The organism is Dactylosporangium sp. CA-052675, assembly GCF_050947935.1.
In the GTDB taxonomy this organism is placed as follows: domain Bacteria; phylum Actinomycetota; class Actinomycetes; order Mycobacteriales; family Micromonosporaceae; genus Dactylosporangium.
The window spans coordinates 1,925,549-1,946,781 of record NZ_CP192010.1; the positions used below are offsets into that span (position 1 = coordinate 1,925,549).

Genomic DNA, 21,233 nt, shown 5'->3' on the forward strand with positions numbered 1-21,233 from the left:
TTCTTGAACAAACCCCCTGAGCGGCGTACCGTGTGGCCCAACACACCCCGCCACCGCGAAGAGGTACCCCATGACTGATTACCAGCCCACGCGCGAGGACAAGTTCAGCTTCGGGCTGTGGACCGTCGGCTGGCAGGCCCAGGACGTGTTCGGCGGCCCGACCCGCGCCCCGCTCGACTCGGTGGAGGCCGTGCACCGCCTCTCGGACCTCGGCGCCGCGGCCGTCACGTTCCACGACGACGACCTGTTCCCGTTCGGCAGCGACGACGCGACCCGCGACAAGCTCATCGGGCGCTTCAAGGACGCGCTGGACGAGACCGGCGTGCGCGTGGAGATGGTCACCACGAACCTGTTCGGCCACCCGATCTTCAAGGACGGCGGGTTCACCTCGAACGACCGCGCGGTGCGGCGCTTCGCCCTCAAGAAGGTGCTGCGCAACATCGACCTCGCGGCCGAGCTGGGCGCGGAGACCTACGTGCTGTGGGGCGGCCGCGAGGGCGCCGAGTCCGGCGGGGCCAAGGACGTGGCCGCCGCGCTGGACCGCTACCGCGAGGGCCTCAACGTGCTCTGCCAGTACGTGCGCGAGCAGGGGTACGACATCCGCTTCGCCCTGGAACCCAAGCCGAACGAGCCCCGGGGCGACATCCTGCTGCCGACCATCGGCCACGCCCTCGCGCTCATCGCGACCCTCGACGAGCCCGACCGCGTGGGCCTCAACCCCGAGGTGGGCCACGAGGAGATGGCCGGGCTGAACTTCGCGCACGGCATCGCCCAGGCGCTCTGGCACGGCAAGCTGTTCCACATCGACCTCAACGGCCAGCACGGGCCCCGCTTCGACCAGGACCTGCGCTTCGGGGCCGGCAACCTGCGCGGCGCGTTCTGGACCGTCGACGTGCTCGAGACCGGCGGGTACACCGGCTACCGCCACTTCGACTACAAGCCCCCGCGCACCGAGGACTACGACGGGGTGTGGGAGACGGCGCGCGCCTGCATGCGCAACTACCTGATCCTGCGCGAGCGCGTGCGCTCCTTCCGCGCCGACCCGGACGTGGCCGCGGCCCTGGCGGCGGCGCGCGTCGACGAGCTGTCGCAGCCGACCCTGGCCGAGGGCGAGAGCATCGCGTCGCTGCGCGCGGAGGAGTTCGACGTCGACACCCTCGCCGCGCGCGGCGGGGCCTTCGAGGTGCTCGACCAGCTCGCGATGGAGCACCTGCTCGGGGTCCGTTCATGACGCTCGTCGCCGGGGTGGACACCTCCACCCAGTCGACGAAGGTGCTCGTCTGCGACGCCGACACCGGCGCGGTCGTGCGCGAGGGCCGGGCCGGGCACCCCGACGGGACCGAGGTCGCCCCCGAGCACTGGTGGTCGGCGCTGCTGGAGGCGACCAAGGGTGGGCTGCTCGACGGGGTGGCCGCCCTCGGGGTCGGCGGGCAGCAGCACGGCATGGTCCTGCTCGACGAGGCCGGCGCGGTGGTCCGCGACGCGCTGCTGTGGAACGACACCCGCTCCGCCGGCGCGGCCGAGGACCTCATCGCCGAGCTGCCCGGCGGGGCCGCGGGCTGGGCCGAGGCCGTCGGGCTGGTGCCGGTGGCCAGCTTCACCGTCACCAAGCTGCGCTGGGTCGCCCGGCACGAGCCGGAGGTCGCGGCCCGGGCCGCCGCGGTGGTGCTGCCGCACGACTGGATCACCCACCGGCTCAACACCGGCCCCGAGCTGACGACGGACCGGGGCGACGCCTCCGGCACCGGGTACTGGTCGCCGGCGACGGGGCAGTACCGGCCCGATCTCGTCCGGCTGGCCTTCGGCCGGGACCTGCGGCTGCCCCGGGTCGCCGGGCCGGCCGAGGTCGTCGGCGAGACCGCGGACGGCGCGCTGCTCGCCGCGGGCACCGGCGACAACATGGCCGCGGCGCTCGGCCTCGGCCTGCGCCCGGGCGACCTGGTGGTGTCGCTGGGCACGTCCGGCACCGTGTTCGGGGTCAGCGCGGCGCCCGTCGCCGACCCGAGCGGGACGGTCGCCGGGTTCGCCGACGCGAGCGGGCGGCACCTGCCGCTCGTGGCGACGCTGAACGCGGCCCGGGTGCTCACGGCGGTGGCGGCGCTGCTCGGCGTACCACTGTCCACACTGGACGAACTCGCGCTCGCGGCGGAGCCGGGGGCGGGCGGGCTGACCCTGCTGCCCTACCTCGACGGCGAGCGCACGCCCAACCTGCCCGGCGCGCGCGGGCTGCTCAACGGGCTCACCCGCGCCAACGCCGGCCCGGCGAACCTGGCCCGGGCCGCGTACGAGGGCATGCTGTGCGGGCTCGCGGACGGGCTCGACGCGGTCCGCGCGCTGGGCGTGCCGGTCGAGCGGGTGCTGCTCATCGGCGGCGCGGCGGCGTCGGCGGCGGTCCGGGCGATCGCGCCGGGGCTGCTCGGGGTGCCGGTGAGCGTGCCGGAGCCGGGGGAGTACGTGGCCCTCGGCGCGGCCCGCCAGGCGGCGTGGGCGCTGCGCGGGTCCTCCGAGGCGCCGTCGTGGCCGGTGTCCGCGGTCGACGTGACGGGGGATCCGGCCGAGAAGATCCGGAAGGTGTACTCGGACGTGCGCGACCGGGCGCAGGCGTTGCTCAAGTAGCGAGATCCCCCGCGACAGCGAAAAGCTCCGCCGAGGTCACCCTCGGCGGAGCTTTTCGCGTCACCGCTCAGTCGTCCGGCCACTCGCCCGTGAGCCGCCGCACGCCCTCGGCTCCGCCGCGGTCGATCGCGGCCTTCACGACGGCGAAGATGGCGCCCTGCAGCGCGGCGGCGGCCAGGACCTCGCCCCAGCCGTAATCCCGCGACGTCGCCGCGGGCGCGTCCTCCTCGCCGGAGAGACGCTTCCACACCTGCTTGAACACGATCCCCGCCGCGATGCCCCCCGCCACGCTGAAGGCGATGCTGAACGGCTTGTACAGCAGCTTGTTCATTCAGTACTCCCGCCGGCTGCGGTAACCGACCAGCGCCGCCAGGACCAGCAGCGCGGAGCCGACGACCCACGGGGCGGGCCGCTCCCGGGCCGAGTCCAGCAGCCGGCGCATCCCGGTCTGCAGGGTGCTCTTCGGGTGCGTTCGCAGCTCGCGGCTCGCGTAGGCGGCGTTGACCGCCATCTGCGAGACGCCCTCGCGCATGCGCAGCTTGGCGGTCTCCACCGAGGAGTGCACCGCCTCCTGCGCACGGGCCTTCACGTCCGCCTTGGCCGCGAGGGCCTCGACGGTCTCGCCGAGCCCGGCGCGCGTGCGGGCGATCTCCGCCCGCAACACCTCCGGGTCGGCGGTGGTGCTGTGCCCGTTCGCGCTGTGCTGCGATTCCGTTGCCGTCATTTGTGGCCCCCGTGCTTCACCGAGGTCGTGATGGTGTCGATGTCGGCCTTCACGCCCGCGACCGTCTCCTGCGGCATCGGCGGCACGGCCTTCTTCACCTGGCCCTTGCCGACCAGCGCGAGCACGCCGGCGACCACGAAGAGCGCGACGCCGACGATGAGCGCGGCCAGCCAGGCCGGCATCACGGCGGCCAGGCCGATGATGAGCGCGGCCAGCAGGGCGCCGACGCCGTACAGCGCGACGAGTCCGGCCCCGCCGAACATCCCGGCCCCGAGGCCGGCTCGCTTGCCCTTCTCGGTGAGCTCGATCTGGGCCAGCTTCAGCTCGTCGCGCACCAGCGTGGAGACCTGTTCGGCGGCGAGCTTCACCAGCTCGGCGGTCGACCGGTCGGCGCTGCTCGTCGCGGGACTCGTGATCGGGTTCTGCACGCGCGGCGTCAGGGCCGGGCGGACCGCCGCGCTGCGCGGCTCCAGGGTGGACGTCATGGCTTCTCCTCTCGCCCGTACCAACCTCATGCCCAGCCTGGGACGGGGCTAACCCGCAACCGTCGCCACGGGGGCCCCGTGCGCCTCAGGGGACTCCTCCCGTGCCCGGGCCGGCAGCAGGAAGCACAGCGCGCCGGCGAGGGCGAGCAGGCCGAGCTCGAGGCCCAGCACGCGCTCCAGGGAGGCGGTGAGGCCCCGCCCGGACCACGAGAAGAACGCGGTGCCGAGCACGGCCACGCCGATCGCGCCGCCGATCTGCTGGGCGGCCGTGAGCGTGCCGGAGGCGGAGCCGAGCTCGTGGGGGTCGACGGCGGCGAGGACGATGTCGAAGTACGGCGCCATCGAGGCCCCCATCCCGATCCCCAGCACCAGCAGGGCGGGCAGCAGCGGCCACGGCGAGGCCGAGCCGCCGGTGGCCGCGAGCGTGCCCAGGAGCACCGCGACGCCGAGCGCCACGACGCCGGTGCCGCCGACGAGCACCCTGCGGCCGCCGAGGCGGGCGCTCAGGCCGTGGGCGGCGACGGCGCCGAGCGCGGTGCCGAAGGCCCACGGCGCCTGGGTGAGGCCGGCGCGCAGCGGGCTGTAGCCGAGGCCCAGCTGGAGGTACACGCTCAGGATGAGGGAAAGCCCCATGACCCCGGCGAAGAAGATCAGCCCGACCACGAGCCCGGCGTTGAAGCGCCGCTTGGCCAGCAGCGAGGGCTCCACCAGCGGGGTGCACCCGGCCCGCACGCGGCGCTGCTCGTAGCGGCGGAACAGCCACAGCCCGGGCACCGACGCGGCCATCGCCGCCCAGCACCACCACGGCCAGCCCAGCTCCCGGCCCTGCACCAGCGGGAAGACGAGCAGCAGCAGGGCGCCGCCGAGCAGGACGGTGCCGGGCAGGTCCAGGCGCAGGCTCGGGTTCTGCTCGGCGTTGCGGGGCAGGAAGCGCGCGGCGCCGAGTAGCGCGGCCAGGCCCACCGGCAGGTTGATCAGGAAGATCGCCCGCCAGCCGGTGCCGAACAGGTCGGCGTCGACGAGCACGCCCGCCAGGATCGGGCCGCAGACCGCGGAGAGGCCCATCACCGGGCCGAACGCGGCGAACGCGGAGCCGGCCCGCTCGGGCGGGAACGCCGCCTTGATCAGGCCGAGCCCCTGCGGGATGAGCACGGCGCCGCACAGGCCCTGCAGCACCCGGAACGCGATCAGCCAGGCCGGGCCGGGCGCGACCGCGCACAGCAGCGACATGAGGGTGAAGCCGGCCGCGCCGGCGAGGAACATCGGGCGGCGGCCGAAGACGTCGCCGAGGCGGCCGCCGGTGACGAGGCCGACGGCGAAGGCGAGGGTGTACCCCGCGGCGAGCCACTGCAGCAACGCCGTGCCGCCCCCGAGGTCGGCGCGGATCGAGGGCCCGGCGATGGCGATGACCGTGGCGTCGAGAAGGTCCATGACCTCGGCGGCCAGCACGACGGCCAGCACGATCCAGGGGTTCGAACGATGTTCGTATCTCACGAACACCGTTCTACTTACGAACGGCGTTCGTGTCAAGTAGGATTGCCGGGTGCCTGCTGCCGCCATCCCCGTCCCACCGTGGCGGGCGCCGAAGAAAGCCCCGGCCGCCCGCCAGCCCCTGAGCGCGGAGGCGGTGCTGAGCACGGCCCTGCGCCTGGTCGACCGGGACGGCCTCGACGCGCTGAGCATGCGGCGGGTCGCGCAGGAGCTCGGCACGGGCGCGGCGTCGCTCTACGCGTACTTCGCCAACAAGGACGAGCTCCTCGAACAGCTCCTGGACCGCGTGGTCGGCGAGATCCCGCTCCCGCGCGCCGACGTGCCCGACTGGAAGGCCGAGGTCAAGCGCACCTGCTTCGCCAGCCGCAACGTGTTCTGCTCGCACCGCGACCTCGTGCGGGTCGCGCGGGCCAACATCCCGACCGGCCTCAACTCGCTGCGCTACACCGAGGCCCTGCTGGCCCTCCTGCGCGGCGCGGGCATCCCCGACCGCATCTGCGCCTGGGCGATGGACCAGATGTCGATGGTCATCATCGCCGACGCGGTCGAGCAGTCCATCCACCAGGAGCTGGGGCGGCGCACGGAGGCGGAGGCGGAGCCGTACCTGAACCAGGTCCGCGACTACCTCGCCGCCCTGCCGGCCGACGAGTTCCCGAACCTCGTCGCCCTCGCCCCCACGATGATCGAGGGCAGCGGCGACGAGCGCTTCCAGTTCGCCCTCGACCTGATGATCGACGGCCTGGCGACCTACGCCCGCCCGTCTGGAGGTGCCGCGTGACCGCGATCGTCGGCCTGGTCCACCAGGGCACCGTCTATGTCGGCGGCGACTCGGCGGGCGCGTCGGGCTACGCCCGCCCGTCTGGAGGTGCCGCGTGACCGCGATCGTCGGCCTGGTCCACCAGGGCACCGTCTACATCGGCGGCGACTCGGCGGGCGCCTCGGGCTACGCCCGCCCGTCTGGAGGTGCCGCGTGACCGCGATCGTCGGCCTGGTCCACCAGGGCACCGTCTACATCGGCGGCGACTCGGCGGGCGCCTCGGGCTGGAGCCTGACCGTCCGCGCCGACTCGAAGGTGTTCCACAACAACGGATACCTCTTCGGGTTCACCACGTCCTTCCGGATGGGGCAGCTCATCCGGTACTCCCTGAAGCCCCCGAAGCCGGTCGGCGACATCGAGCGGTTCATGGCCACCCGCTTCATCGACGCGGTGCGCGAGTGCCTCAAGACCGGCGGCTGGGCCCGGCGCGACAGCGAGCGGGAGGAGGGCGGGACGTTCCTCGTGGGCGTCAAGGGCCGCCTCTTCACCGTGCACGACGACTACCAGGTCGCCGAGGCCGCCGACGGGTACGCGGCGGTGGGCGTGGGGGACGAGATCGCGCTCGGCGCCCTGTTCGCGACGGCGCAGTCGCGCATGGCCCCGCAGCGGCGGGTGGAGGTGGCCCTGCGGGCGGCGGAGCGCTTCAGCGCCGGCGTGCGCGGCCCCTTCGTGTGCCTGTCCCAGCCGCCCCAGGTCCTCGTGTAAACAGCTCGACACGTCGATGCACGTTCTGTGCGTCAAGCTCCCCCGGCTGATCAAGCTCGCGTGCCGTTCGGGCATGGCAGCTTCGCATGCCTCCGGCAATGTCGCCGACGACTATCTGACCTAGGTAAGACAAGCGCATGAGTGAGCTGGCTCGTGTGACCCAACCCGCGCCGCCGCTTCTACAAGCTCACGCCGGAGGGTGTACCGGAAGCGCGCCACCTGCTGGCAACGCACCGACCGCAAGGACTGTCGAGGCGGGCCCGGTCCGGAAGGGCAACGCCGAGATTCCAGACCGGTTGGTCCGCGGAGGGCGTGTGGTGAGCTTTCTCGAGATCGGTCTTGCGGTCGCCACAGGGCTGGCTGTCAATGAGGCCTGCGACGTCTCGCCTTGGCCGGCCCACAAAATTGCGCGCTGGTCAGCGCATCGCCGCTACATCGGCTCCGCCAGGGCGGAGACGCGTGCAGAGGAGCTTGTCGCGCTGATCGGCTCCGGACGGAACAACAGCGACCGTGATTCTGCCTGCAGACGTTGTGCTGTGGAGCGTCCGAACGGAGCGGCATCCGGCTTGAAACCTCGGTGTCGGGCGCGGTCCGTTGCAGGTGTGACGGCGAATCTGGAGTTTGAAGGGTAGGACGGCGGCTGACCGGCCGCCGGTCGCTTCGGTTGTCAGCGGCCGGGCCAGGTGGAAAGGCAGTGGGCGAGGTGCGCCGGAGTTTTCTGCCCAGTGCAGCCAGCGGCCGTACGCGGCCACTGGCGTTCTCGTTCACCGCGGCAGCGTTGGCGACCGGCGCCGAGGGGGATCACCTGCTTCCTGAGCCGCGCCTCGGCCGGGGCGGGCTCGGACGCAGGGTTCACCCGGGCTTGCTGGCACTCTCCTGCCGGTCCACGAGTGGTGGTGCCACGCGCATCCCGTGGTGGTTCGTACTGCATTACGCCGGAACGGCGGGCGAACAGCGGCGACTTCCCCGGGGGCGGGCGGCGATGACCGCCTGGTCCGCGGAGGCCCTGGCCCGCATCGCCGCCGCGGCCGAGCTGGAGATCGCCGTCCGGCGCCCCGGCGGCACCTACCGTCCGCCCGTCCCGGTCTGGGTGGTCACCGTCGCCGGCGAGGTCTACGTGCGCAGCTGGTACCGCCGCGACACCGGCTGGTTCGGCGCCGCGATCGCCTCCGCGCACGCGCACATCCGCGTCCCGGGCGCGAAGGCCGACGTGACCGTCACCGACGTCGGCGACGGCGACGGCGACGAGCGGCTCCGCGCCGAGGTCGACGACGCCTACCGCGCCAAGTACGGCGCGGCGGGCGCGGCGTCGATGGTGACCTCGGCCGCGGCGGCCACCCCACTGCGGCTCAGGCCGCGGCGAGCGCCCCGGTGAGCGCCTCGTCCAGGATGGCCAGGCCGCGGTCGATTTCCTCGTCGGTGCTGGTCAGGGGCGGGGCGATGCGGAATGTGCCGCCCATGCCGGGCAGCTGGACCACGTTCATGTGCAGGCCGAGCGTGAGGCACCGCCGCGTGACCTCCGCGCCCAGGCGGTCCGCGCCGGTCTTCGTCGCGCGGTCGGTCACCAGCTCCAGGCCCTGTAGCAGGCCGCGGCCGCGCACGTCGCCGACGACCTCGTGGCGGCCCCGCAGCTCCAGCAGGCCCCGCCGCAGCCGCTCCCCGAGCTCGGCCGCGCGGCGGTCGAGGCCGTCGCGCTGCAGGATGTCGAGCACGGTGTTGCCGACCGCCGCGGGCAGCGGGTCGCTCACGTGCGTGGTGTAGAAGAGGAAGCCTCGCTCGTACGCCTGCTGCTCGATCGCCTCCGTCGTCACCACGGCCGCGAGGGGCAGGCCCGCGCCGAGCGTCTTGGACAGCGTGATGATGTCGGGCACGACGCCGTCGCGCTCGAACGCGTACCAGGTGCCGGTCCGGCACAGGCCGGTCTGCGCCTCGTCGAGGATGAGCAGCATGCCCCGCTCGCGGCACTTCGTCCGCAGGGCGGCGAGGTAGCCGGGCGGCGGCTCCAGCACCCCGCCCGAGCTCAGGATCGGCTCGACCAGGCACGCGGCCGGCGCTCCGCAGGACTGGGCGTCGAAGAGCGCGAACGCGTGGTCGAGCTGGCGGCGCCAGTCGAGCGTGCCGTCGGGGTGGGTGAAGTCGGGGCGGTACGCGTCCGGCGCCGGGATCGCGAAATTCCCGGGCGCGGGCGGGCCGTAGCCGCGGCGCCCCGCGCTGTAGGTGGCCCCGGCCGCGGCCTGGGTCATGCCGTGCCAGGAGCGCGCGAACGACACGATCTCGTGCCCGCCGGTGACGAGCTTCGCCAGGCGCACGGCCGCCTCGTTGGACTCGGCGCCGGTCGTCAGCAGCAGGACCTTGGACAGCTCCGCCCCCTCGAACGGCGCCTGCGCCTTGCCCAGCGACTCGGCGAGGCGGCGCGACAGGTCGACGACGGGCCGCGAGAGCATGCCGCTGAAGAGGTGGTCGAGCTCGCCGATCTGCCGCCGTACCGTTGCCACGATCTGCGGATGCGAGTGCCCCAGGATCGCGCTCATCTGCCCCGACGTGAAGTCGAGGATGCGCCGGCCGTCCTCGGTGAAGACGTGGCTGCCCTCGGCGCGCACGATGATCTCCGGGGTGAACGCCCCGCCGTACCGCACGACATGCCGCTGCGCATCGCTCCAGAAGTCCGCCATGGCCCCGACGCTACGACCGCGCTATGTTCACTTCCAGCTCACGATTTCGCACAGCGTGTACGGCTTGATCGAACAAAAGGTGGAACCGGTGCTCGACCCGTGGCGGCTCAAGCTGCTCGGCGACCTGGCCGCGCTCGGCACCGTGCGGGCCGTGGCGCAGGCCGCCCACCTGAGCCCGTCGACCGTCTCCCAGCAGCTCGCCGTGCTGGAGCGGGAGGCCGGCGCCCGGCTGTTCGAGCGGGCGGGCCGGCGGCTGCGGCTCACGGACGCGGGCGAGACGCTGGCCCGGCACGCGCGCACGATCCTCGACCAGATGGAGACGGCCCGCGCCGAGGTCGCCGGCGACCGCTCGGCCCCGGCCGGGCGGCTGACCATCGGCGCCTTCACGAGCGCGGTCAACGCCTTCGTCCTGACCGCCATCCGCCGCCTGCGGGCCAAACACCCCCGCCTGCGCGTCGACCTGCGCGAGCTGGACCCGACCGAGGGCATCCCGGCCCTGCGCCGCGGCGCGTGCGACATCGCGGTCACCGCCGACCTGTTCGACGGCGGGGCCCCGGTCGACGACGAGATCCTGCACACCCCGCTGGCGACCGACCGCGTGGTGCTGGTGACCGCCGCCGCCCCCGTCGCCGGGCCGGTCGACCTGGCCGCCTACGCGGGGGCGCTGTGGTCGGCCGAGCGCCCCGGCACCTGGACGCACGACCTCATCACCCGGGCCTGCCGGCGGGCGGGCTTCGAGCCGGACGTGACCGCGGTGTTCGCGTCGTACGGGCCGCTGCTCGCCCACGTCGAGGCCGGCCTGTCCGTGACGCTACTGCCGGAGCTGGCCGTGGACGCGCGCTACGACGTGGCCGCGCACCCGCTGCGGGAGCCGCTGCAGCGGCGCATCACGGCCGCCGTGCGCGCCTCGGCCGCGTCCCGCCCGTCGGTCGCCGCCGCCCTGGCCGCGCTGTCAGCCGTCGCGTAGCCGCTCCAGCACGAGCGGGTCGATGGCCCCGGCGACCATGCGCTCCTCGAGGTTCTCGACTCCGGCCCAGGCGTCGAGGTCGGCGTAGCCGAGCGCCTCCAGCCGCCGCGCGACCTCGGCGGCCAGCTCGCCCTCCAGGGGCAGCAGGGTGGCCGGGTCGGGTTTGCCGAAGTACAGCTCCCAGAGGTCGATGAGCCCGCCCATCCGCCCCACCGGATCGGGATCGTCGTCGACGCGCAGGTCGACCTCGGTGTCGCTCATGCCGCCGTAGCCGGCCCCGCGCCGCACGGTGAACAGCGCCGCGCTCTGCCGCCCGCGCCGGTCCCCGCCCGCGGCGTCCCCGGCCGCGAGGGCCGCGTGCAGCCGGCGCGGCAGCGACAGCCCCTCGGACCCGAGCCAGGCCCGCTCCATCTCGGCGACGACCTCGGGCCCGGCGAGGATGTTGCCCTGGATCGCGTACCCGTCGCCCGCCACGCCCCCGGCCCACGCGAAGCACTCGTCGCCGGTGAAGGTCGCGCCGTCCCCGGCGGGCCCGACGACCCCGAGCTGGCGGTGCGCGCGCCCGCCGTCGGCGGCGGTGAGCCCGGCGATCACGTCGGCGGCGGCGGTACCGGTCCGCAGCAGCGCCAGCCCCTGCGCCCGATACGCGAGGTTCGCGAGCGCCTGCGTGGCGAGCGCCCCGACTCCGGCCTCGGCCGCGGGCACGGCGGCCCCGACGGCGAGGAACTTGCTGGCCACGGCGACACCGAGCGACTGCCCGTCGGAGGACCGCCCGACGATCGAGAACGTCATGCCGCCACGGTACGGCAATCCTTCACTTCGGCAATATTGTCACCCGGCAATCTTCCTACCTTCGCGGCCCGTGGCTGCGCCCGGCTCGATCTGGCAGATCAGGTCGGCAACGAAATCCGCGGCGTTCCGAGCGGCCAGGGCTTGGTGGTCATCGGTCTTCCGGATTCCCCAGTCGGATATGCCCTTGACGACAATCCAGGCGCGTCTGGTCTGAGCGGCGGCCGCATACAGACCGGCGGCCTCCATCTCACCCGCGACCGCCTCCTCGTCGAGCCCGCGAAGTCGTGCGCGTTCCTCCTCGCTGTTCACCAGCGTGTTCAGTGAGAGCAGCGGACCGAAGTGGACCTTGGGGCTCCGGTCCTGCGCCAGCACACGGGCGTGACTGAGCAGGTCGCTCGCCGCTTCCGGGAGCGGGCCACGCGTGATCTCGTACTGCGTACCGTCGGCCCGAGTCGTCACCTTGCGGTGGTCCGCGGCCCGCACCTGGGTCGCGACCACGACGTCACCGATCTGCTGATCGCCGTCATCGAGTTCGCGGGCGTTCAGTCCGTAACCGACTCCGGTCAAAACCAGGAACACAGGGTCAAGATGCTTGATCAAGTTATCGACGGTCCAAGGCATCGAACCCGCGCCGACCGTTCCCTGCTCGCTCTGCGCCAGAACGACCTTCGCCCCGCCGATCGTCCCGAGCAGGGTGACAGCCTTCGCGCCGGCCTTACCCGGTCTCGGCACCATTCCTGGCATGCGCGCCACGAAGGCGTCCGCCACGGCTCTGCATTCAGTCTCGTTGACGACCACGATCGCCACGGTCGGCTCGGCTGCCATCCGCTCGATGGCCGTGTACATGAGATCTCTCCGCGCCCGTCGGTTGCGTATGCGCCAGCGCAACGTCAGGATGACGCACAGCGTCATGACCCACACGAGGATCAGGGCGAGCACCCCGAGCGCCTGCGACGGCAGCGTCGCCGGCGCCGGAAACTGCAGGAAGACATGCCGTACGGTCCAGGCCAGCGCCTTCGGAAAGGTGACCGGACGGGCACCGCAGTCGTTGGTCGAACACGCCTGGCGTTCGAACCAGGCCACGGATTGGGCCGACACGATCAACGCGAGCAGTGTGCTGGCGGACATGAGCCGGATGCCGCTCAATGGGCGGACGGCTTCATGAACGGGGCGCTCGAAATGCTGCTTGGCACCGATCATGTACCAACCTGCGCGCGGGAGCGGCCGTAGGGATGGCAGGTCGCCCAGCAGCGACCGAACGTCAGGACTGGTGAAGTTCTCGGGTCGAACACCGACGCATTCCGAGCCGAATGCCGGATCCTCGGGCAGCAAGGCACCACGGAGTTCTCGGGTTCGCCGGAATGCGTCCGCACAGAGCCCGTCGGCGTCACTGGGATGCACTGCGTGGCAGAAGGTGATCGTCCAGTGGTGGCCGCGAATCTCGTCGCCGAAAATTTCGTCGTCGGACATGCCCACGCTCAGCGACCGCAAGAGCGACCAGCCGAGTCGGATCACTCCGACGATCATGTCGGTGACTGCGTGCGCAATGCCTGCCAGCAGGAGCAGGACCGCAGCCCGGGCCGTTGCCGGCGAGAGGAGCCCGAGAGGGACCGCCGCGACCACGCCGACCACGGCAGGGGCAAAGGGCGGAATGAACCGCCAGCTCCGGACGAGCCGGCCGAGCGCTCGGGTGCTCCCGGGCAGGTTCCGCACAACTCGGTACCACTCGGTCTGCCGGGCGAGCGGGGGCTCGACGATCGCGAACGCTTCCGCTGACCGCCAGACCAGGCGCCCCTCCTGGTCTGCCAGATACAGCAGGAACGGAAGCGGTGGCCGCTCGCGGTACAAGCCGAGAGCGCGGCGGCGCACAGCACCCTGAGCCTGCCTTACCTCGGGTGTCCGTGGAAGGCCGGCGACCAGGGTGCGGAATTCTCGGTAGGTCATGCCGCGCACTGCTTCGGGAGAAAGCATCTCTTGCACAGACGTCGAGAATAGAGGAAGCAGAGAGGGGGGCCCGTGGAGTTCTTCTGGGGTGTGCTCAGTTCCTTGGCTGCGAGCATCCTTGCGGCCGGCGTTGCCTGGCTTGTGTCACCGAAAATCCGCGGCATATTGATCAGTTGGCTCTCGCGATGGACCGGGTCCGGGGTCGCTCGCACGTATTCCAAGCAGTCGCTGGCGAACGCTGCTCTGGCTGCCGATCTGCGCGAGGCCAGATGGGTCCGCGTTTTCGCGAGCCGGGGCAATGAGCTGACTCGTGACAGTTTCGCCCAGCTATGGGACCGCCGGTCTGGAACGGTACCGGTGAAGATTCTGCTTCCTGATCCGTTGTCCGGTGCCGCCGGGTCCTGGCTGGAGCGGCGCGAGCATGAGGTGGGCGAGCACGACCTGGCCTTCCGGGCCGGGCTTCTCGGCCGCCAAATTCAGGCGAATCTGGACTACCTTCGGGCCCACATCGGTGGCCGTTCGGAAGTAGAGGTCAGACTCTACGATTTCCCGCACCTTGCACGCGTGATCGCCACCGATCGCGTCGCCTACCTGACCATGTACTCGGCCCGCGAGCACGGCCGCAACTCGCCGTGCACCGTCTTTCAGAACCCGAGTCCGATGTATGACTTCTGTCTGCGGATCTTCGATCTCGCCTGGTCCCAGGCGACTGCGGCGGATCTCGCGCAAGAGCCCGGATGACTGGCCTTAGGCCACATGTATCGGCTCGGGAACGTCCAGGTCAGCCGAGCGAGTTGCGCACGGCGTACAGGGCCGCCTGCGTCCGGTCCTGCACGCCGAGCTTCGTCAGGATCGCGCTCACGTGCGTCTTCACCGTCTTCTCGGCCAGGCCCAGCGCCCGGGCGATCTCCCGGTTCGACCGCCCCCGCGCGACCTCCGCCAGGACCTCGCGCTCGCGTGCGGTCAGGTGCGCCGCGTCCGGGGGCGGCCCGCCCTCGGTCAGCAGGCGCGCCACGTCCGGGTGCAGCAGCACGTGCCCGGCGTGCACGGCGCGGATCGCCGCCGCGAGCGCCGGCGGGTCCACGTCCTTGTAGACGTACCCCGCCGCGCCCGCGCGGACGGCCGGCAGGACCGCCGACGGCTCGGTGAAGCTCGTGACGACGAGGACCCGGGCACGGATTCCCGCGGCGGCGAGCTCGTGCAGGGCCTGCACCCCGTCGCCGCCCGGCATGCGCAGGTCGAGCAGGATCACGTCCGGGTCGGTGCGGGCCGCCTCCGTGACGCAGGACGCGCTGTCGCCGGCCTCGCCCACGACCTCGATGTCGTCCTGCACGTCGAGGAAGGTGCGCAGGCCCTGCCGTACCACCGGATGATCGTCGACCACGAGCACCCGCACGGGATCAGGCACCCGGCACCTCCATCGTCACGACCGTGCCCCCGCCCGGCGCGGAGCGGACCAGCAGGCGGCCGCCGGCGGCCCGGGCGCGCTCGCGCATCGACGCCAGGCCCAGCCGCGGGCGGGGCAGGTCGCCGCGCGGGTCGAAGCCGCGGCCGTCGTCGGTGACGGTCAGCACGACGCCGGAGCCGGACCGGCGCAGCCGCACGGACACGCGCGCGGCCGACGCGTGGCGCAGGGCGTTGTGCAGGGCCTCCTGGGCCACCCGGTACGCGGCCTCCTCGCGGGCGGCCGGCAGGCGCGGGACCCGGTCGGCGGCGAAGGTGACCTCGGCCTCGTGGACCCGGTCGAGCAGCTCGGCCTGGCGGCGCAGGGCGGCGGCGAGGCCGTCGCCGGCGAGGTCGATCGGGCGCAGGCCGACCACGATGGACTTCAGCTCGTCCGTGGCCTCGGCGGCCAGGCGGCGCACCACGTCCAGCTCGGCGGCGGCGCGGGCCGGGTCGCGCTCGACCAGGGCGGCCGCGGCCTCGGCGGTGAGCCGGAGGCTGAAGAGCTTCTGGGTCACCGCGTCGTGCAGCTCGCGGGCGATGCGCTGACGCTCCTCCACAATGGACAGCTCGCGGGCGCGCTCGTAGAGCCGGGCGTTGACGATGGCGATCGCGGCGTGCGCGGCCAGCAGGCGCAGTAGCTCCTCGTCGGCGGCGTCGAAGGGGCCGCCGCGCTTGTTGGCCAGGAACAGCTCGCCCAGGATCTCGCGGCCGTCCACAATGGGCATGCCGAGGAAGTCGGCCATCTCCGGGTGGGCCGCGGGGTAGCCCTCGAAGCGCGGGTGCGTGCGGATGTCGGCCGAGCGGACCGGGTTCGGGTCGCGCAGCATCGCGCCGAGCAGGCCGTGCTGGCGCGGGATCGGGCCGATGCGCCGCCACTGCTCGTCGGTCAGCCCGTCGGCCAGGAACTCGCGGAACGAGCCGAGCTCGTCGGGGATGCCCAGCGCCGCGTACTCGGCGTCCAGGAGCCTCCGCGCGGCCGAGACGATCGTCTGCAGGACCTCGCGCATCGAGCGGTGGGCGGTGACGGCCAGCACCGCGGCGCTCACCTCGCGCAGCTCGTCCCGATCGCATCCGCCCACGACGTCCACGGTACTCAGGTGGTACCTAGGACCAAGGACCTAGGCACGCCCCGGTCCCCGGCCCGATGGCACGCACCCGTGTCGCTCCTAGCGTCGAAGCCATGGACACACCCATGGACACACCGGGAACCGCCATCGTCACCGGAGTCTCGCGCGGGCTGGGCCGGGCGCTCGCCGAGGCGCTCGCGGCGGCGGGCTGGGCCGTCTACGGCGACGGGCGGACCCTCGGCCCGGCCGGCCGCGGCGGCGTCAGGGCCGTGCCCGGGGACGTCACCGACTCGTGGCACCGGGCGCGGCTCGTCGAGACCGCGCTGGAGACCGGGCGGCTCGACCTGCTCGTGAACAACGCGGGCATCCTCGGGCCGAGCCCGCAGCCGGCGCTGGCCGACTATCCGGCGGAGGCGCTGCGCGCCGTGCTCGAGGTGAACCTCGTCGCGCCGCTCGCGCTCACCCAGCTCGCTCTGCCCGCCCTGCGCGACAACGGCGGCGCGGTGGTGAACATCAGCTCGGACGCGGCCGTGGGCGCCTACCCGGGCTGGGGCGGCTACGGCGCCGCCAAGGCCGCCGTCGAGCAGCTCAGCAACGTGCTCGCCGCGGAGGAGCCGAAGCTGCGCGTGTGGTGGGCCGACCCCGGCGACCTGCGCACGCGGATGCACCAGGAGGCCTTCCCGGGCGAGGACATCGGCGACCGGCCGGAGCCCGAGACCGTCGCCCCCGCGTTCCTGCGCCTGCTCGCCGAGCGTCCGGCGTCCGGGCGGGTGAAGCTGTGACGGCGGTGCTGGACCTCGCGCTGCTCGCCGGGCGTCCGGCGTCCGGGCGGGTGAAGGCGTCCGGGCGGGTGAAGCTGTGACGGCGGCGCTGGACTTCGCGCTGCTCGCCGGGCGTCCGGCCTCGGGGCGGGTGAAGCTGTGACGGCGGCGCTGGACTTCGCGCTGCTCGCCGGGCGTCCGGCGGCGGGGCGGGTGAAGCTGTGACGGCGGCGCTGGACTTCGCGCTGCCGGCCGAGCTGGAGGCGCGGGAGCCCCCGGAGGCGCGCGGGCTCGCCCGCGACGAGGTGCGGCTGCTGGTCGCGTCCCCGCAGGGCCTGGCGCACCGCCGCTTCGACGCGCTGCCGGAGCTGCTGCGGGCCGGGGACGTGCTGGTCGTCAACACGTCCGGGACGCTCGCGGCGGCCGTGCGGGTGGTGGGGGTACCGCTGAGCCTGCACTTCTCCACCCGCCTGCCCGACGGGCGGTGGGCGGTCGAGGTGCGGGGCCCCGACCGGCGCCCGCACCCCGGGGAGCCGGGCGAGCTGCGGCTGCCCGGCGGGGCGAGCGTCACGCTCGAGGAGCCCTACACGCACGGGCGGCTGTGGGCCGCCGCCGTGCGCACGCCGGTGCCCGTGCCGGAGTTTCTGCGGCGGTACGGCGAGCCGATCCGCTATCCCTACGTGCGCCGCCGGTGGCCGTTGGCGAGCTACCAGACCGTCTTCGCCCGCGAGCCCGGCAGCGCCGAGATGCCCTCGGCCGCGCGCCCGTTCAGCGAGCGGGTCGTGACCCGCCTGGTCGCCGCGGGCGTGCAGTTCGCCCCGCTGCTGCTGCACACCGGGGTCGCCTCGCCGGAGGCGCACGAGCGGCCCTACCCGGAGTGGTTCCGCGTCCCGCCCACGACGGCCCGCCTGGTCAACGAGGCCCGGGCGGCCGGCGGGCGGATCATCGCCGTCGGCACCACGGCGGTGCGCGCGCTGGAGAGCGCGGCCGCGCCGGGCGGGACGGTCGCGGGCCGCGAGGGGTACACCGACCTCGTCGTCACCCCGGACCGCGGCGTCACCGTGGTCGACGGGCTGCTGACCGGCTTCCACGAGCCGCGCGCCTCGCACCTCGACCTGCTCGCCGCGGTGGCCGCGCCGGCGGTGCTGGCCGCGGCGTACGCGGCGGCCGTGCGCGAGGGCTACCTCTGGCACGAGTTCGGCGACGTGAACCTCCTGCTGCCCGGGCGGTAGGGTCGGGCGCGTGGACGAACTGGTGGCGCGGGCCCTGCGGGAGTTCAACGAGCGCATCGACGTGTACGACCCGGCGCCCGGGCCGGCCGTGGCCGAGGTGCGGGTCGGCGGGCAGGTGATCGCCCTGCGCGCGCCGGTCGCGAAGGCCCTCGCGGAGGCGCTGCGGGCCTACGCCGACCCGCGCGACCGGGGGCGCTGCGACCACTGCGGCGGCCCGCGGCTGGACGACAACTTCGTCTGCGCCGACTGCGGGCGCCCGAGCGGCGTCTTCGGTCAGCTGCTCGCCGAGCGGGCCGCCCGCTACGAGCCGCCGGCGGAGCTGGCCTGAGCCGTCGCCTCGGAAGCGGCCCTGAGCCGTTCCTCGGGAGCGGACCTGAGCCGTTCCTCGGGAGCGGGCCGCCCTGCGAGCGGCGGATCCGGCCTGAGCCGTTCCTCGGGAGCGGGCCGCCCGCTACGAACCGGCCCGAGCGGCCTCCCGCAGCCGGGCGAACTCCGCGGCGAGCTCCGGGAGCTGGTAGTGGGCGTTCAGCCCGCTCAAGGCGGTGAGATGCCCGTCCGTCCGCGGCTCAGGCGGCGTCCTGCCGGAGTGATGCGGCGGCGTGGCGGGCGGCGTCCAGATGGCGCATGAGCTCGCCGAGCTGATCAGGCGCTGGTGCGTCGCGCTGGGTGCGGACCCAATCCTCGATGATCTCTCGCATCAGCGTGGACGTTCCGATGCCCCGAGCGGCAGCAGCGGCCTCCAGTTCAGCCTGAATATCCAGGTCGATGCGGAGTGCGGTCACCATCTTCGCCGGCCGACGCTCCTTCACAACGTCCGCATCCTCAAACAGCTCACCCAGGTCGTTGTTCATCGCAAATGCGGCCGCGTCGTGCCCCGGCATGCCGGCAAGATCTGTGCGCTTCTCGGTCATGACGTGTGCTTCCTCCACATCTGTCGCTCATGCATGCCGGCGTCGCGAGCCCCGCTGATGGTCCATGGTTCGACTTGCTCTGTACGTATGCACACGACAACGATGAGTCGCTGGTCATCGGTCGGCGCACACACCGCCATGAACGTTGGTTCCCGTGCCGGCGCCCTGTTGTCCAGCCGCAGTGTTGCCGGCGCGTACAACGCCTCGACAACCTCTCGCGGCGTCAAGCCGTCACGAAGGTCTGCCACGCCTTCGCTGGGCCATCGGTACAACTCGGTCACGCGCGAAGTATAACGCGGCGTATTACGTCCTCGTGCGGGATCAACCGGTCGGTGGTCTCGCTTCGTCCAGCGTCGCCCTCCGCAGGTCCGCGAACGCCTCGGTCAGTTTGGGTAACGGCCACGCCGCGTTCAGCCCGCTCGGGTTCGGCAGGATCCACAGCCGTGTGGGGGCGAGCGCGTCCGACTCCTGCGGCCCGACCTTCGCGGCCTGCACGCCGAACGCGACCCGGAACGCGGTGACGCCGAGCACGGCGAGCCAGCGCGGGGCGAACGCGGCGACCTTCGCGCGCAGGATCGCGCCGCCCGCCGTGAGCTCGTCGCGGCTGAGCTCGTCGGCGCGCGCGGTGGCCCGGGCGGCCAGGTTCGTGATGCCCAGCCCCCAGCCCGGCAGCAGGTCCTGCTCGTCGGGGCGCAGCTGCCGCGGGGTGAAGCCGGACCGGTGCAGCGCCGGCCAGAACCGGTTGCCGGGCCGGGCGAAGTGGTGCCCGCTCGCCGCCGACCACAGCCCCGGGTTGATGCCGCAGAGCAGGACGTCGAGCCCGGGCGCGATGACGTCGGGCAGGAGCCGGTCCGCGGCGGCCAGCAGCTGTTCGCGGCTGTACCGCACGGGTGGCCCGGCCTGGCGGTTCACTGGCGACGGCATGCCGACAAGCATGCCAGGGCGCACGCCCCGTCCGGCCCGGTGCGGCCATGGACATCGATGCCGGGCCGGCGCTGCGGGACACGCCGATCGACCAGCGGACGGATCCGGCCCCCGTGGCCCGCGCCCGGGCGCTGCGGGTGGCATCCGGGGACCGCCGCGCCGAGCTCGTGTCAACGACATCCTGACCGTGCGCGACGGGCGGATCGCCGGCGTCCGGGTGATGAGCGACGGCGCCGACCTCGTGCGCCGGCTCAGGCGGCCGCCGTCTAGCGTCTGAGCCATGAGCGAGCGGCGGTTGATCTCCAGCGGGTCGGCGTTCGAGCGGGAGATCGGCTACTCCCGCGCGGTCGTGGACGGCGACTGGGTGCACGTCTCCGGCACGACCGGCTTCGACTACGCCACGATGACCATCTCCGGCGACGTCGTCGAGCAGGCCGAGCAGTGCTGGCGCAACATCGACGCGGCGCTGCGGGCGGCGGGGGCGTCCCCGGCCGACGTGGTGCGGGTGCGCTACCTGCTGCCGGACGCGGCCGACTTCGAGCCGTGCTTCCCGGTGCTCCAGCGCTGGATGGGCCAGGTGCGGCCGGCCGCGACCATGCAGGTGTGCGGGCTGTCGGACCCCCGGATGCGCATCGAGATCGAGGTCACCGCGCGCAAGGCCGGCCAGCTCGGGTGGCCGCGCTAGGCCCCGTCCTGACGATCATGTCGAGCCGGGACAGGTCCAGATCTGGCGACGCCGGGGCCGGCCCGGCGCAGGCCGGCATGATCGGCGGGCGGGCCCAGTCGGATAGCCGTCAGTCATCCGTCAGGGTGATCGACAGGGCCGCGGCGAAGAGGCCCAGGAGCTCCTCGGCGTCCACGCCGGTCATGCTCGCCCCGGCCAGGCCCTCGACGCCCGTCGCCCCCGCCAGCGTGCACGACTCGAAGCGCGCGCCCGCGGCGGCGGCCCCGGAGAAGGTCGCGCCGGAGAGGTCGCAGCCGCTGAACGTGGCCCCGGTCAGGTCGGCGTCGGTGAAGTCGGCGCCGGTCAGGTCGGTCGAGGTGAAGAACACCGCGTGCAGCTGGGCGTCGCGGAACACACTGCGCTCGGCCCGGCAGTCGCGCACCGTCACGTCCCGCAGCGTCCCGCCCAGCCACTGCAGGTCGGCCAGGCCGCAGTCGCGCAGCGTGACGCGGTGCAGGACGGAGTGATCGGCGTGCACGTGGTCGAGTGCGGTGCGTTCGAGCAGGCAGTCGGTGAGGATCGCGCCGGACAGGGCGGTGCCGGTCAGGTCGGCGCGGTTGAACCGGCACTGCACGAACTGGGCCGACTTGGCGCTGCGGCCGGTCAGGGCCAGGTCGTAGAAGCCGATGGCCTGGTAGGCGGCGTCGTCGCGGAGGTCGTCCTCCTCCAGCGTGCCCAGCGTCAGGGCCCGCGGCGGGCGGGGCCGGGCCGGTCCCGGGCGGGCGGGGGAGACCGTCGGGAACGCGCCGGTGGCGAAGGTGCCGGCGGAGAAGGTGCGGCCCACGGCCGCGTGACGCGGGGCGGGGCGCGCGCCGGAGGGTGACGGCTGGGAAGGGACCGCGGGCATCGCCATGGGTGTGACGTTAGTGGCAGGAGTGACAGACCGTCACGGCGGGCCGCCACGTGTCGGCGAGAAACCGGGCACCCCGGCAAAATCGACGGGCAATCCCGGCGC

Annotated in this window: 24 protein-coding genes; 12 read left to right on the top strand and 12 right to left on the bottom strand. The window is 73.3% G+C overall.

Annotation, left to right across the window (positions count from 1 at the left end; genetic code table 11):
* Positions 1-70 precede the first annotated feature (70 nt).
* Both xylA and xylB read left to right on the top strand, forming a co-directional pair.
* Positions 71-1,231: a xylose isomerase gene (gene xylA, locus ACQP1P_RS08625; RefSeq protein WP_433084772.1), complete on the top strand. Its 1,161-nt coding sequence runs from the start codon at positions 71-73 to the stop codon at positions 1,229-1,231.
* Positions 1,228-2,616, top strand: coding sequence for a xylulokinase (gene xylB / locus ACQP1P_RS08630; protein ID WP_433084774.1), 1,389 nt, complete (start codon positions 1,228-1,230; stop codon positions 2,614-2,616). The genes xylA and xylB overlap by 4 nt, the downstream gene beginning before the upstream one ends.
* Before the next feature lie 67 nt (positions 2,617-2,683).
* On the opposite strand, the gene ACQP1P_RS08635 is transcribed toward xylB, so the two are convergent.
* Genes ACQP1P_RS08635 through ACQP1P_RS08650 form a run of 4 tightly spaced genes read right to left on the bottom strand, consistent with a single transcriptional unit; the run spans position 2,684 to position 5,319 of the window.
* Positions 2,684-2,947 carry a DUF4235 domain-containing protein gene (locus tag ACQP1P_RS08635; RefSeq protein ID WP_433084776.1) on the bottom strand — a complete coding sequence of 88 codons (264 nt, stop codon included), beginning with the start codon at positions 2,945-2,947 and terminating at the stop codon, positions 2,684-2,686.
* Complete coding sequence (locus ACQP1P_RS08640; protein ID WP_433084777.1) at positions 2,948-3,340, bottom strand: DUF3618 domain-containing protein; 393 nt, start codon at positions 3,338-3,340, stop codon at positions 2,948-2,950.
* Entirely contained in the window at positions 3,337-3,825 is a 489-nt protein-coding gene (locus ACQP1P_RS08645) for a phage holin family protein (RefSeq protein WP_433084779.1), read from the bottom strand. Before ACQP1P_RS08645 ends, ACQP1P_RS08640 begins: the two co-directional genes overlap by 4 nt.
* A 48-nt stretch (positions 3,826-3,873) precedes the next feature.
* Positions 3,874-5,319, bottom strand: a complete 1,446-nt coding sequence (locus ACQP1P_RS08650; protein ID WP_433084781.1) for an MFS transporter — start codon at positions 5,317-5,319, stop codon at positions 3,874-3,876.
* Positions 5,320-5,368: 49 nt separating this feature from the next.
* Here ACQP1P_RS08650 and ACQP1P_RS08655 point away from each other — a divergent pair, with 49 nt between their 5' ends.
* The 3 genes from ACQP1P_RS08655 to ACQP1P_RS08665 all read left to right on the top strand — a co-directional run bounded on the left by ACQP1P_RS08655 (position 5,369) and on the right by ACQP1P_RS08665 (position 8,213).
* Complete coding sequence (locus ACQP1P_RS08655; protein WP_433084783.1) at positions 5,369-6,094, top strand: TetR/AcrR family transcriptional regulator; 726 nt, start codon at positions 5,369-5,371, stop codon at positions 6,092-6,094.
* 192 nt (positions 6,095-6,286) lie between these two features.
* Positions 6,287-6,838: a hypothetical protein gene (locus ACQP1P_RS08660; protein ID WP_433084785.1), complete on the top strand. Its 552-nt coding sequence runs from the start codon at positions 6,287-6,289 to the stop codon at positions 6,836-6,838.
* A 982-nt stretch (positions 6,839-7,820) separates the two neighbouring features.
* Positions 7,821-8,213 (top strand): DUF2255 family protein, encoded by a 393-nt coding sequence (locus ACQP1P_RS08665; RefSeq protein WP_433084787.1) that lies wholly within the window; start codon positions 7,821-7,823, stop codon positions 8,211-8,213.
* On the opposite strand, the gene ACQP1P_RS08670 is transcribed toward ACQP1P_RS08665, so the two are convergent.
* Positions 8,188-9,510, bottom strand: a complete 1,323-nt coding sequence (locus ACQP1P_RS08670) for an aspartate aminotransferase family protein (RefSeq protein WP_433084789.1) — start codon at positions 9,508-9,510, stop codon at positions 8,188-8,190. The two genes, ACQP1P_RS08665 and ACQP1P_RS08670, sit on opposite strands and share 26 nt — an antisense overlap.
* A gap of 64 nt (positions 9,511-9,574) precedes the next feature.
* On the opposite strand from ACQP1P_RS08670, the gene ACQP1P_RS08675 reads away from it, so the two are divergent.
* On the top strand, positions 9,575-10,477 hold the full coding sequence (locus ACQP1P_RS08675) for a LysR family transcriptional regulator (RefSeq protein ID WP_433084791.1): 903 nt from the start codon (positions 9,575-9,577) through the stop codon (positions 10,475-10,477).
* Here the strand turns inward: ACQP1P_RS08675 and ACQP1P_RS08680 are convergent.
* Together ACQP1P_RS08680 and ACQP1P_RS08685 are read right to left on the bottom strand one after the other, a co-directional pair.
* Positions 10,463-11,269 (bottom strand): DUF1028 domain-containing protein, encoded by an 807-nt coding sequence (locus ACQP1P_RS08680; RefSeq protein WP_433084793.1) that lies wholly within the window; start codon positions 11,267-11,269, stop codon positions 10,463-10,465. The genes ACQP1P_RS08675 and ACQP1P_RS08680 overlap by 15 nt on opposite strands.
* Positions 11,270-11,308: 39 nt before the next feature.
* Positions 11,309-13,240, bottom strand: a complete 1,932-nt coding sequence (locus ACQP1P_RS08685) for a hypothetical protein (protein ID WP_433089924.1) — start codon at positions 13,238-13,240, stop codon at positions 11,309-11,311.
* Between the two features lie 45 nt (positions 13,241-13,285).
* On the opposite strand from ACQP1P_RS08685, the gene ACQP1P_RS08690 reads away from it, so the two are divergent.
* On the top strand, positions 13,286-13,954 hold the full coding sequence (locus tag ACQP1P_RS08690) for a hypothetical protein (RefSeq protein ID WP_433084795.1): 669 nt from the start codon (positions 13,286-13,288) through the stop codon (positions 13,952-13,954).
* Between the two features lie 40 nt (positions 13,955-13,994).
* Here ACQP1P_RS08690 and ACQP1P_RS08695 read toward each other — a convergent pair whose 3' ends face one another.
* On the bottom strand, positions 13,995-14,621 hold the full coding sequence (locus tag ACQP1P_RS08695) for a response regulator (RefSeq protein ID WP_433084797.1): 627 nt from the start codon (positions 14,619-14,621) through the stop codon (positions 13,995-13,997).
* On the bottom strand, positions 14,614-15,738 hold the full coding sequence (locus ACQP1P_RS08700; RefSeq protein WP_433084799.1) for a GAF domain-containing protein: 1,125 nt from the start codon (positions 15,736-15,738) through the stop codon (positions 14,614-14,616). Before ACQP1P_RS08700 ends, ACQP1P_RS08695 begins: the two co-directional genes overlap by 8 nt.
* Before the next feature lie 113 nt (positions 15,739-15,851).
* On the opposite strand from ACQP1P_RS08700, the gene ACQP1P_RS08705 reads away from it, so the two are divergent.
* The 3 genes from ACQP1P_RS08705 to ACQP1P_RS08715 all read left to right on the top strand — a co-directional run bounded on the left by ACQP1P_RS08705 (position 15,852) and on the right by ACQP1P_RS08715 (position 18,047).
* On the top strand, positions 15,852-16,508 hold the full coding sequence (locus ACQP1P_RS08705; protein WP_433084801.1) for an SDR family oxidoreductase: 657 nt from the start codon (positions 15,852-15,854) through the stop codon (positions 16,506-16,508).
* A 200-nt stretch (positions 16,509-16,708) separates the two neighbouring features.
* The gene (locus tag ACQP1P_RS08710) at positions 16,709-17,719 is read left to right on the top strand and encodes an S-adenosylmethionine:tRNA ribosyltransferase-isomerase (RefSeq protein ID WP_433084803.1); all 1,011 of its coding nucleotides are present in this window, start codon (positions 16,709-16,711) and stop codon (positions 17,717-17,719) included.
* Between the two features lie 10 nt (positions 17,720-17,729).
* Positions 17,730-18,047 carry a hypothetical protein gene (locus ACQP1P_RS08715; protein WP_433084805.1) on the top strand — a complete coding sequence of 106 codons (318 nt, stop codon included), beginning with the start codon at positions 17,730-17,732 and terminating at the stop codon, positions 18,045-18,047.
* Positions 18,048-18,285: 238 nt separating this feature from the next.
* On the opposite strand, the gene ACQP1P_RS08720 is transcribed toward ACQP1P_RS08715, so the two are convergent.
* A complete protein-coding gene (locus ACQP1P_RS08720; RefSeq protein ID WP_433084807.1) occupies positions 18,286-18,630 on the bottom strand; it encodes a hypothetical protein in 345 nt (114 codons plus the stop codon).
* A 321-nt stretch (positions 18,631-18,951) separates the two neighbouring features.
* Positions 18,952-19,554: a G/U mismatch-specific DNA glycosylase gene (mug, locus tag ACQP1P_RS08725; RefSeq protein ID WP_433084809.1), complete on the bottom strand. Its 603-nt coding sequence runs from the start codon at positions 19,552-19,554 to the stop codon at positions 18,952-18,954.
* A gap of 47 nt (positions 19,555-19,601) precedes the next feature.
* Here mug and ACQP1P_RS08730 point away from each other — a divergent pair, with 47 nt between their 5' ends.
* Together ACQP1P_RS08730 and ACQP1P_RS08735 are read left to right on the top strand one after the other, a co-directional pair.
* Entirely contained in the window at positions 19,602-19,739 is a 138-nt protein-coding gene (locus ACQP1P_RS08730; RefSeq protein ID WP_433084811.1) for a hypothetical protein, read from the top strand.
* A 95-nt stretch (positions 19,740-19,834) separates the two neighbouring features.
* On the top strand, positions 19,835-20,239 hold the full coding sequence (locus ACQP1P_RS08735; protein ID WP_433084813.1) for a RidA family protein: 405 nt from the start codon (positions 19,835-19,837) through the stop codon (positions 20,237-20,239).
* A gap of 109 nt (positions 20,240-20,348) precedes the next feature.
* Here ACQP1P_RS08735 and ACQP1P_RS08740 read toward each other — a convergent pair whose 3' ends face one another.
* The gene (locus ACQP1P_RS08740) at positions 20,349-21,131 is read right to left on the bottom strand and encodes a pentapeptide repeat-containing protein (RefSeq protein WP_433084815.1); all 783 of its coding nucleotides are present in this window, start codon (positions 21,129-21,131) and stop codon (positions 20,349-20,351) included.
* Positions 21,132-21,233: the final 102 nt, after the last annotated feature.

Excerpts from the sequence above, each read along its gene's own strand:
- ACQP1P_RS08740 (WP_433084815.1), bottom strand. The coding sequence starts at position 21,131 with ATGGCGATGCCCGCGGTCCCTTCCCAGCCGTCACCCTCCGGCGCGCGC.
- ACQP1P_RS08685 (WP_433089924.1), bottom strand. The coding sequence starts at position 13,240 with ATGCTTTCTCCCGAAGCAGTGCGCGGCATGACCTACCGAGAATTCCGC.
- ACQP1P_RS08735 (WP_433084813.1), top strand. The coding sequence starts at position 19,835 with ATGAGCGAGCGGCGGTTGATCTCCAGCGGGTCGGCGTTCGAGCGGGAG.
- ACQP1P_RS08645 (WP_433084779.1), bottom strand. The coding sequence starts at position 3,825 with ATGACGTCCACCCTGGAGCCGCGCAGCGCGGCGGTCCGCCCGGCCCTG.
- ACQP1P_RS08720 (WP_433084807.1), bottom strand. The coding sequence starts at position 18,630 with ATGACCGAGAAGCGCACAGATCTTGCCGGCATGCCGGGGCACGACGCG.
- mug (WP_433084809.1), bottom strand. The coding sequence starts at position 19,554 with ATGCCGTCGCCAGTGAACCGCCAGGCCGGGCCACCCGTGCGGTACAGC.
- ACQP1P_RS08665 (WP_433084787.1), top strand. The coding sequence starts at position 7,821 with ATGACCGCCTGGTCCGCGGAGGCCCTGGCCCGCATCGCCGCCGCGGCC.
- ACQP1P_RS08680 (WP_433084793.1), bottom strand. The coding sequence starts at position 11,269 with ATGACGTTCTCGATCGTCGGGCGGTCCTCCGACGGGCAGTCGCTCGGT.
- ACQP1P_RS08635 (WP_433084776.1), bottom strand. The coding sequence starts at position 2,947 with ATGAACAAGCTGCTGTACAAGCCGTTCAGCATCGCCTTCAGCGTGGCG.
- ACQP1P_RS08640 (WP_433084777.1), bottom strand. The coding sequence starts at position 3,340 with ATGACGGCAACGGAATCGCAGCACAGCGCGAACGGGCACAGCACCACC.
- xylB (WP_433084774.1), top strand. The coding sequence starts at position 1,228 with ATGACGCTCGTCGCCGGGGTGGACACCTCCACCCAGTCGACGAAGGTG.
- xylA (WP_433084772.1), top strand. The coding sequence starts at position 71 with ATGACTGATTACCAGCCCACGCGCGAGGACAAGTTCAGCTTCGGGCTG.
- ACQP1P_RS08730 (WP_433084811.1), top strand. The coding sequence starts at position 19,602 with ATGGACATCGATGCCGGGCCGGCGCTGCGGGACACGCCGATCGACCAG.
- ACQP1P_RS08705 (WP_433084801.1), top strand. The coding sequence starts at position 15,852 with ATGGACACACCGGGAACCGCCATCGTCACCGGAGTCTCGCGCGGGCTG.
- ACQP1P_RS08670 (WP_433084789.1), bottom strand. The coding sequence starts at position 9,510 with ATGGCGGACTTCTGGAGCGATGCGCAGCGGCATGTCGTGCGGTACGGC.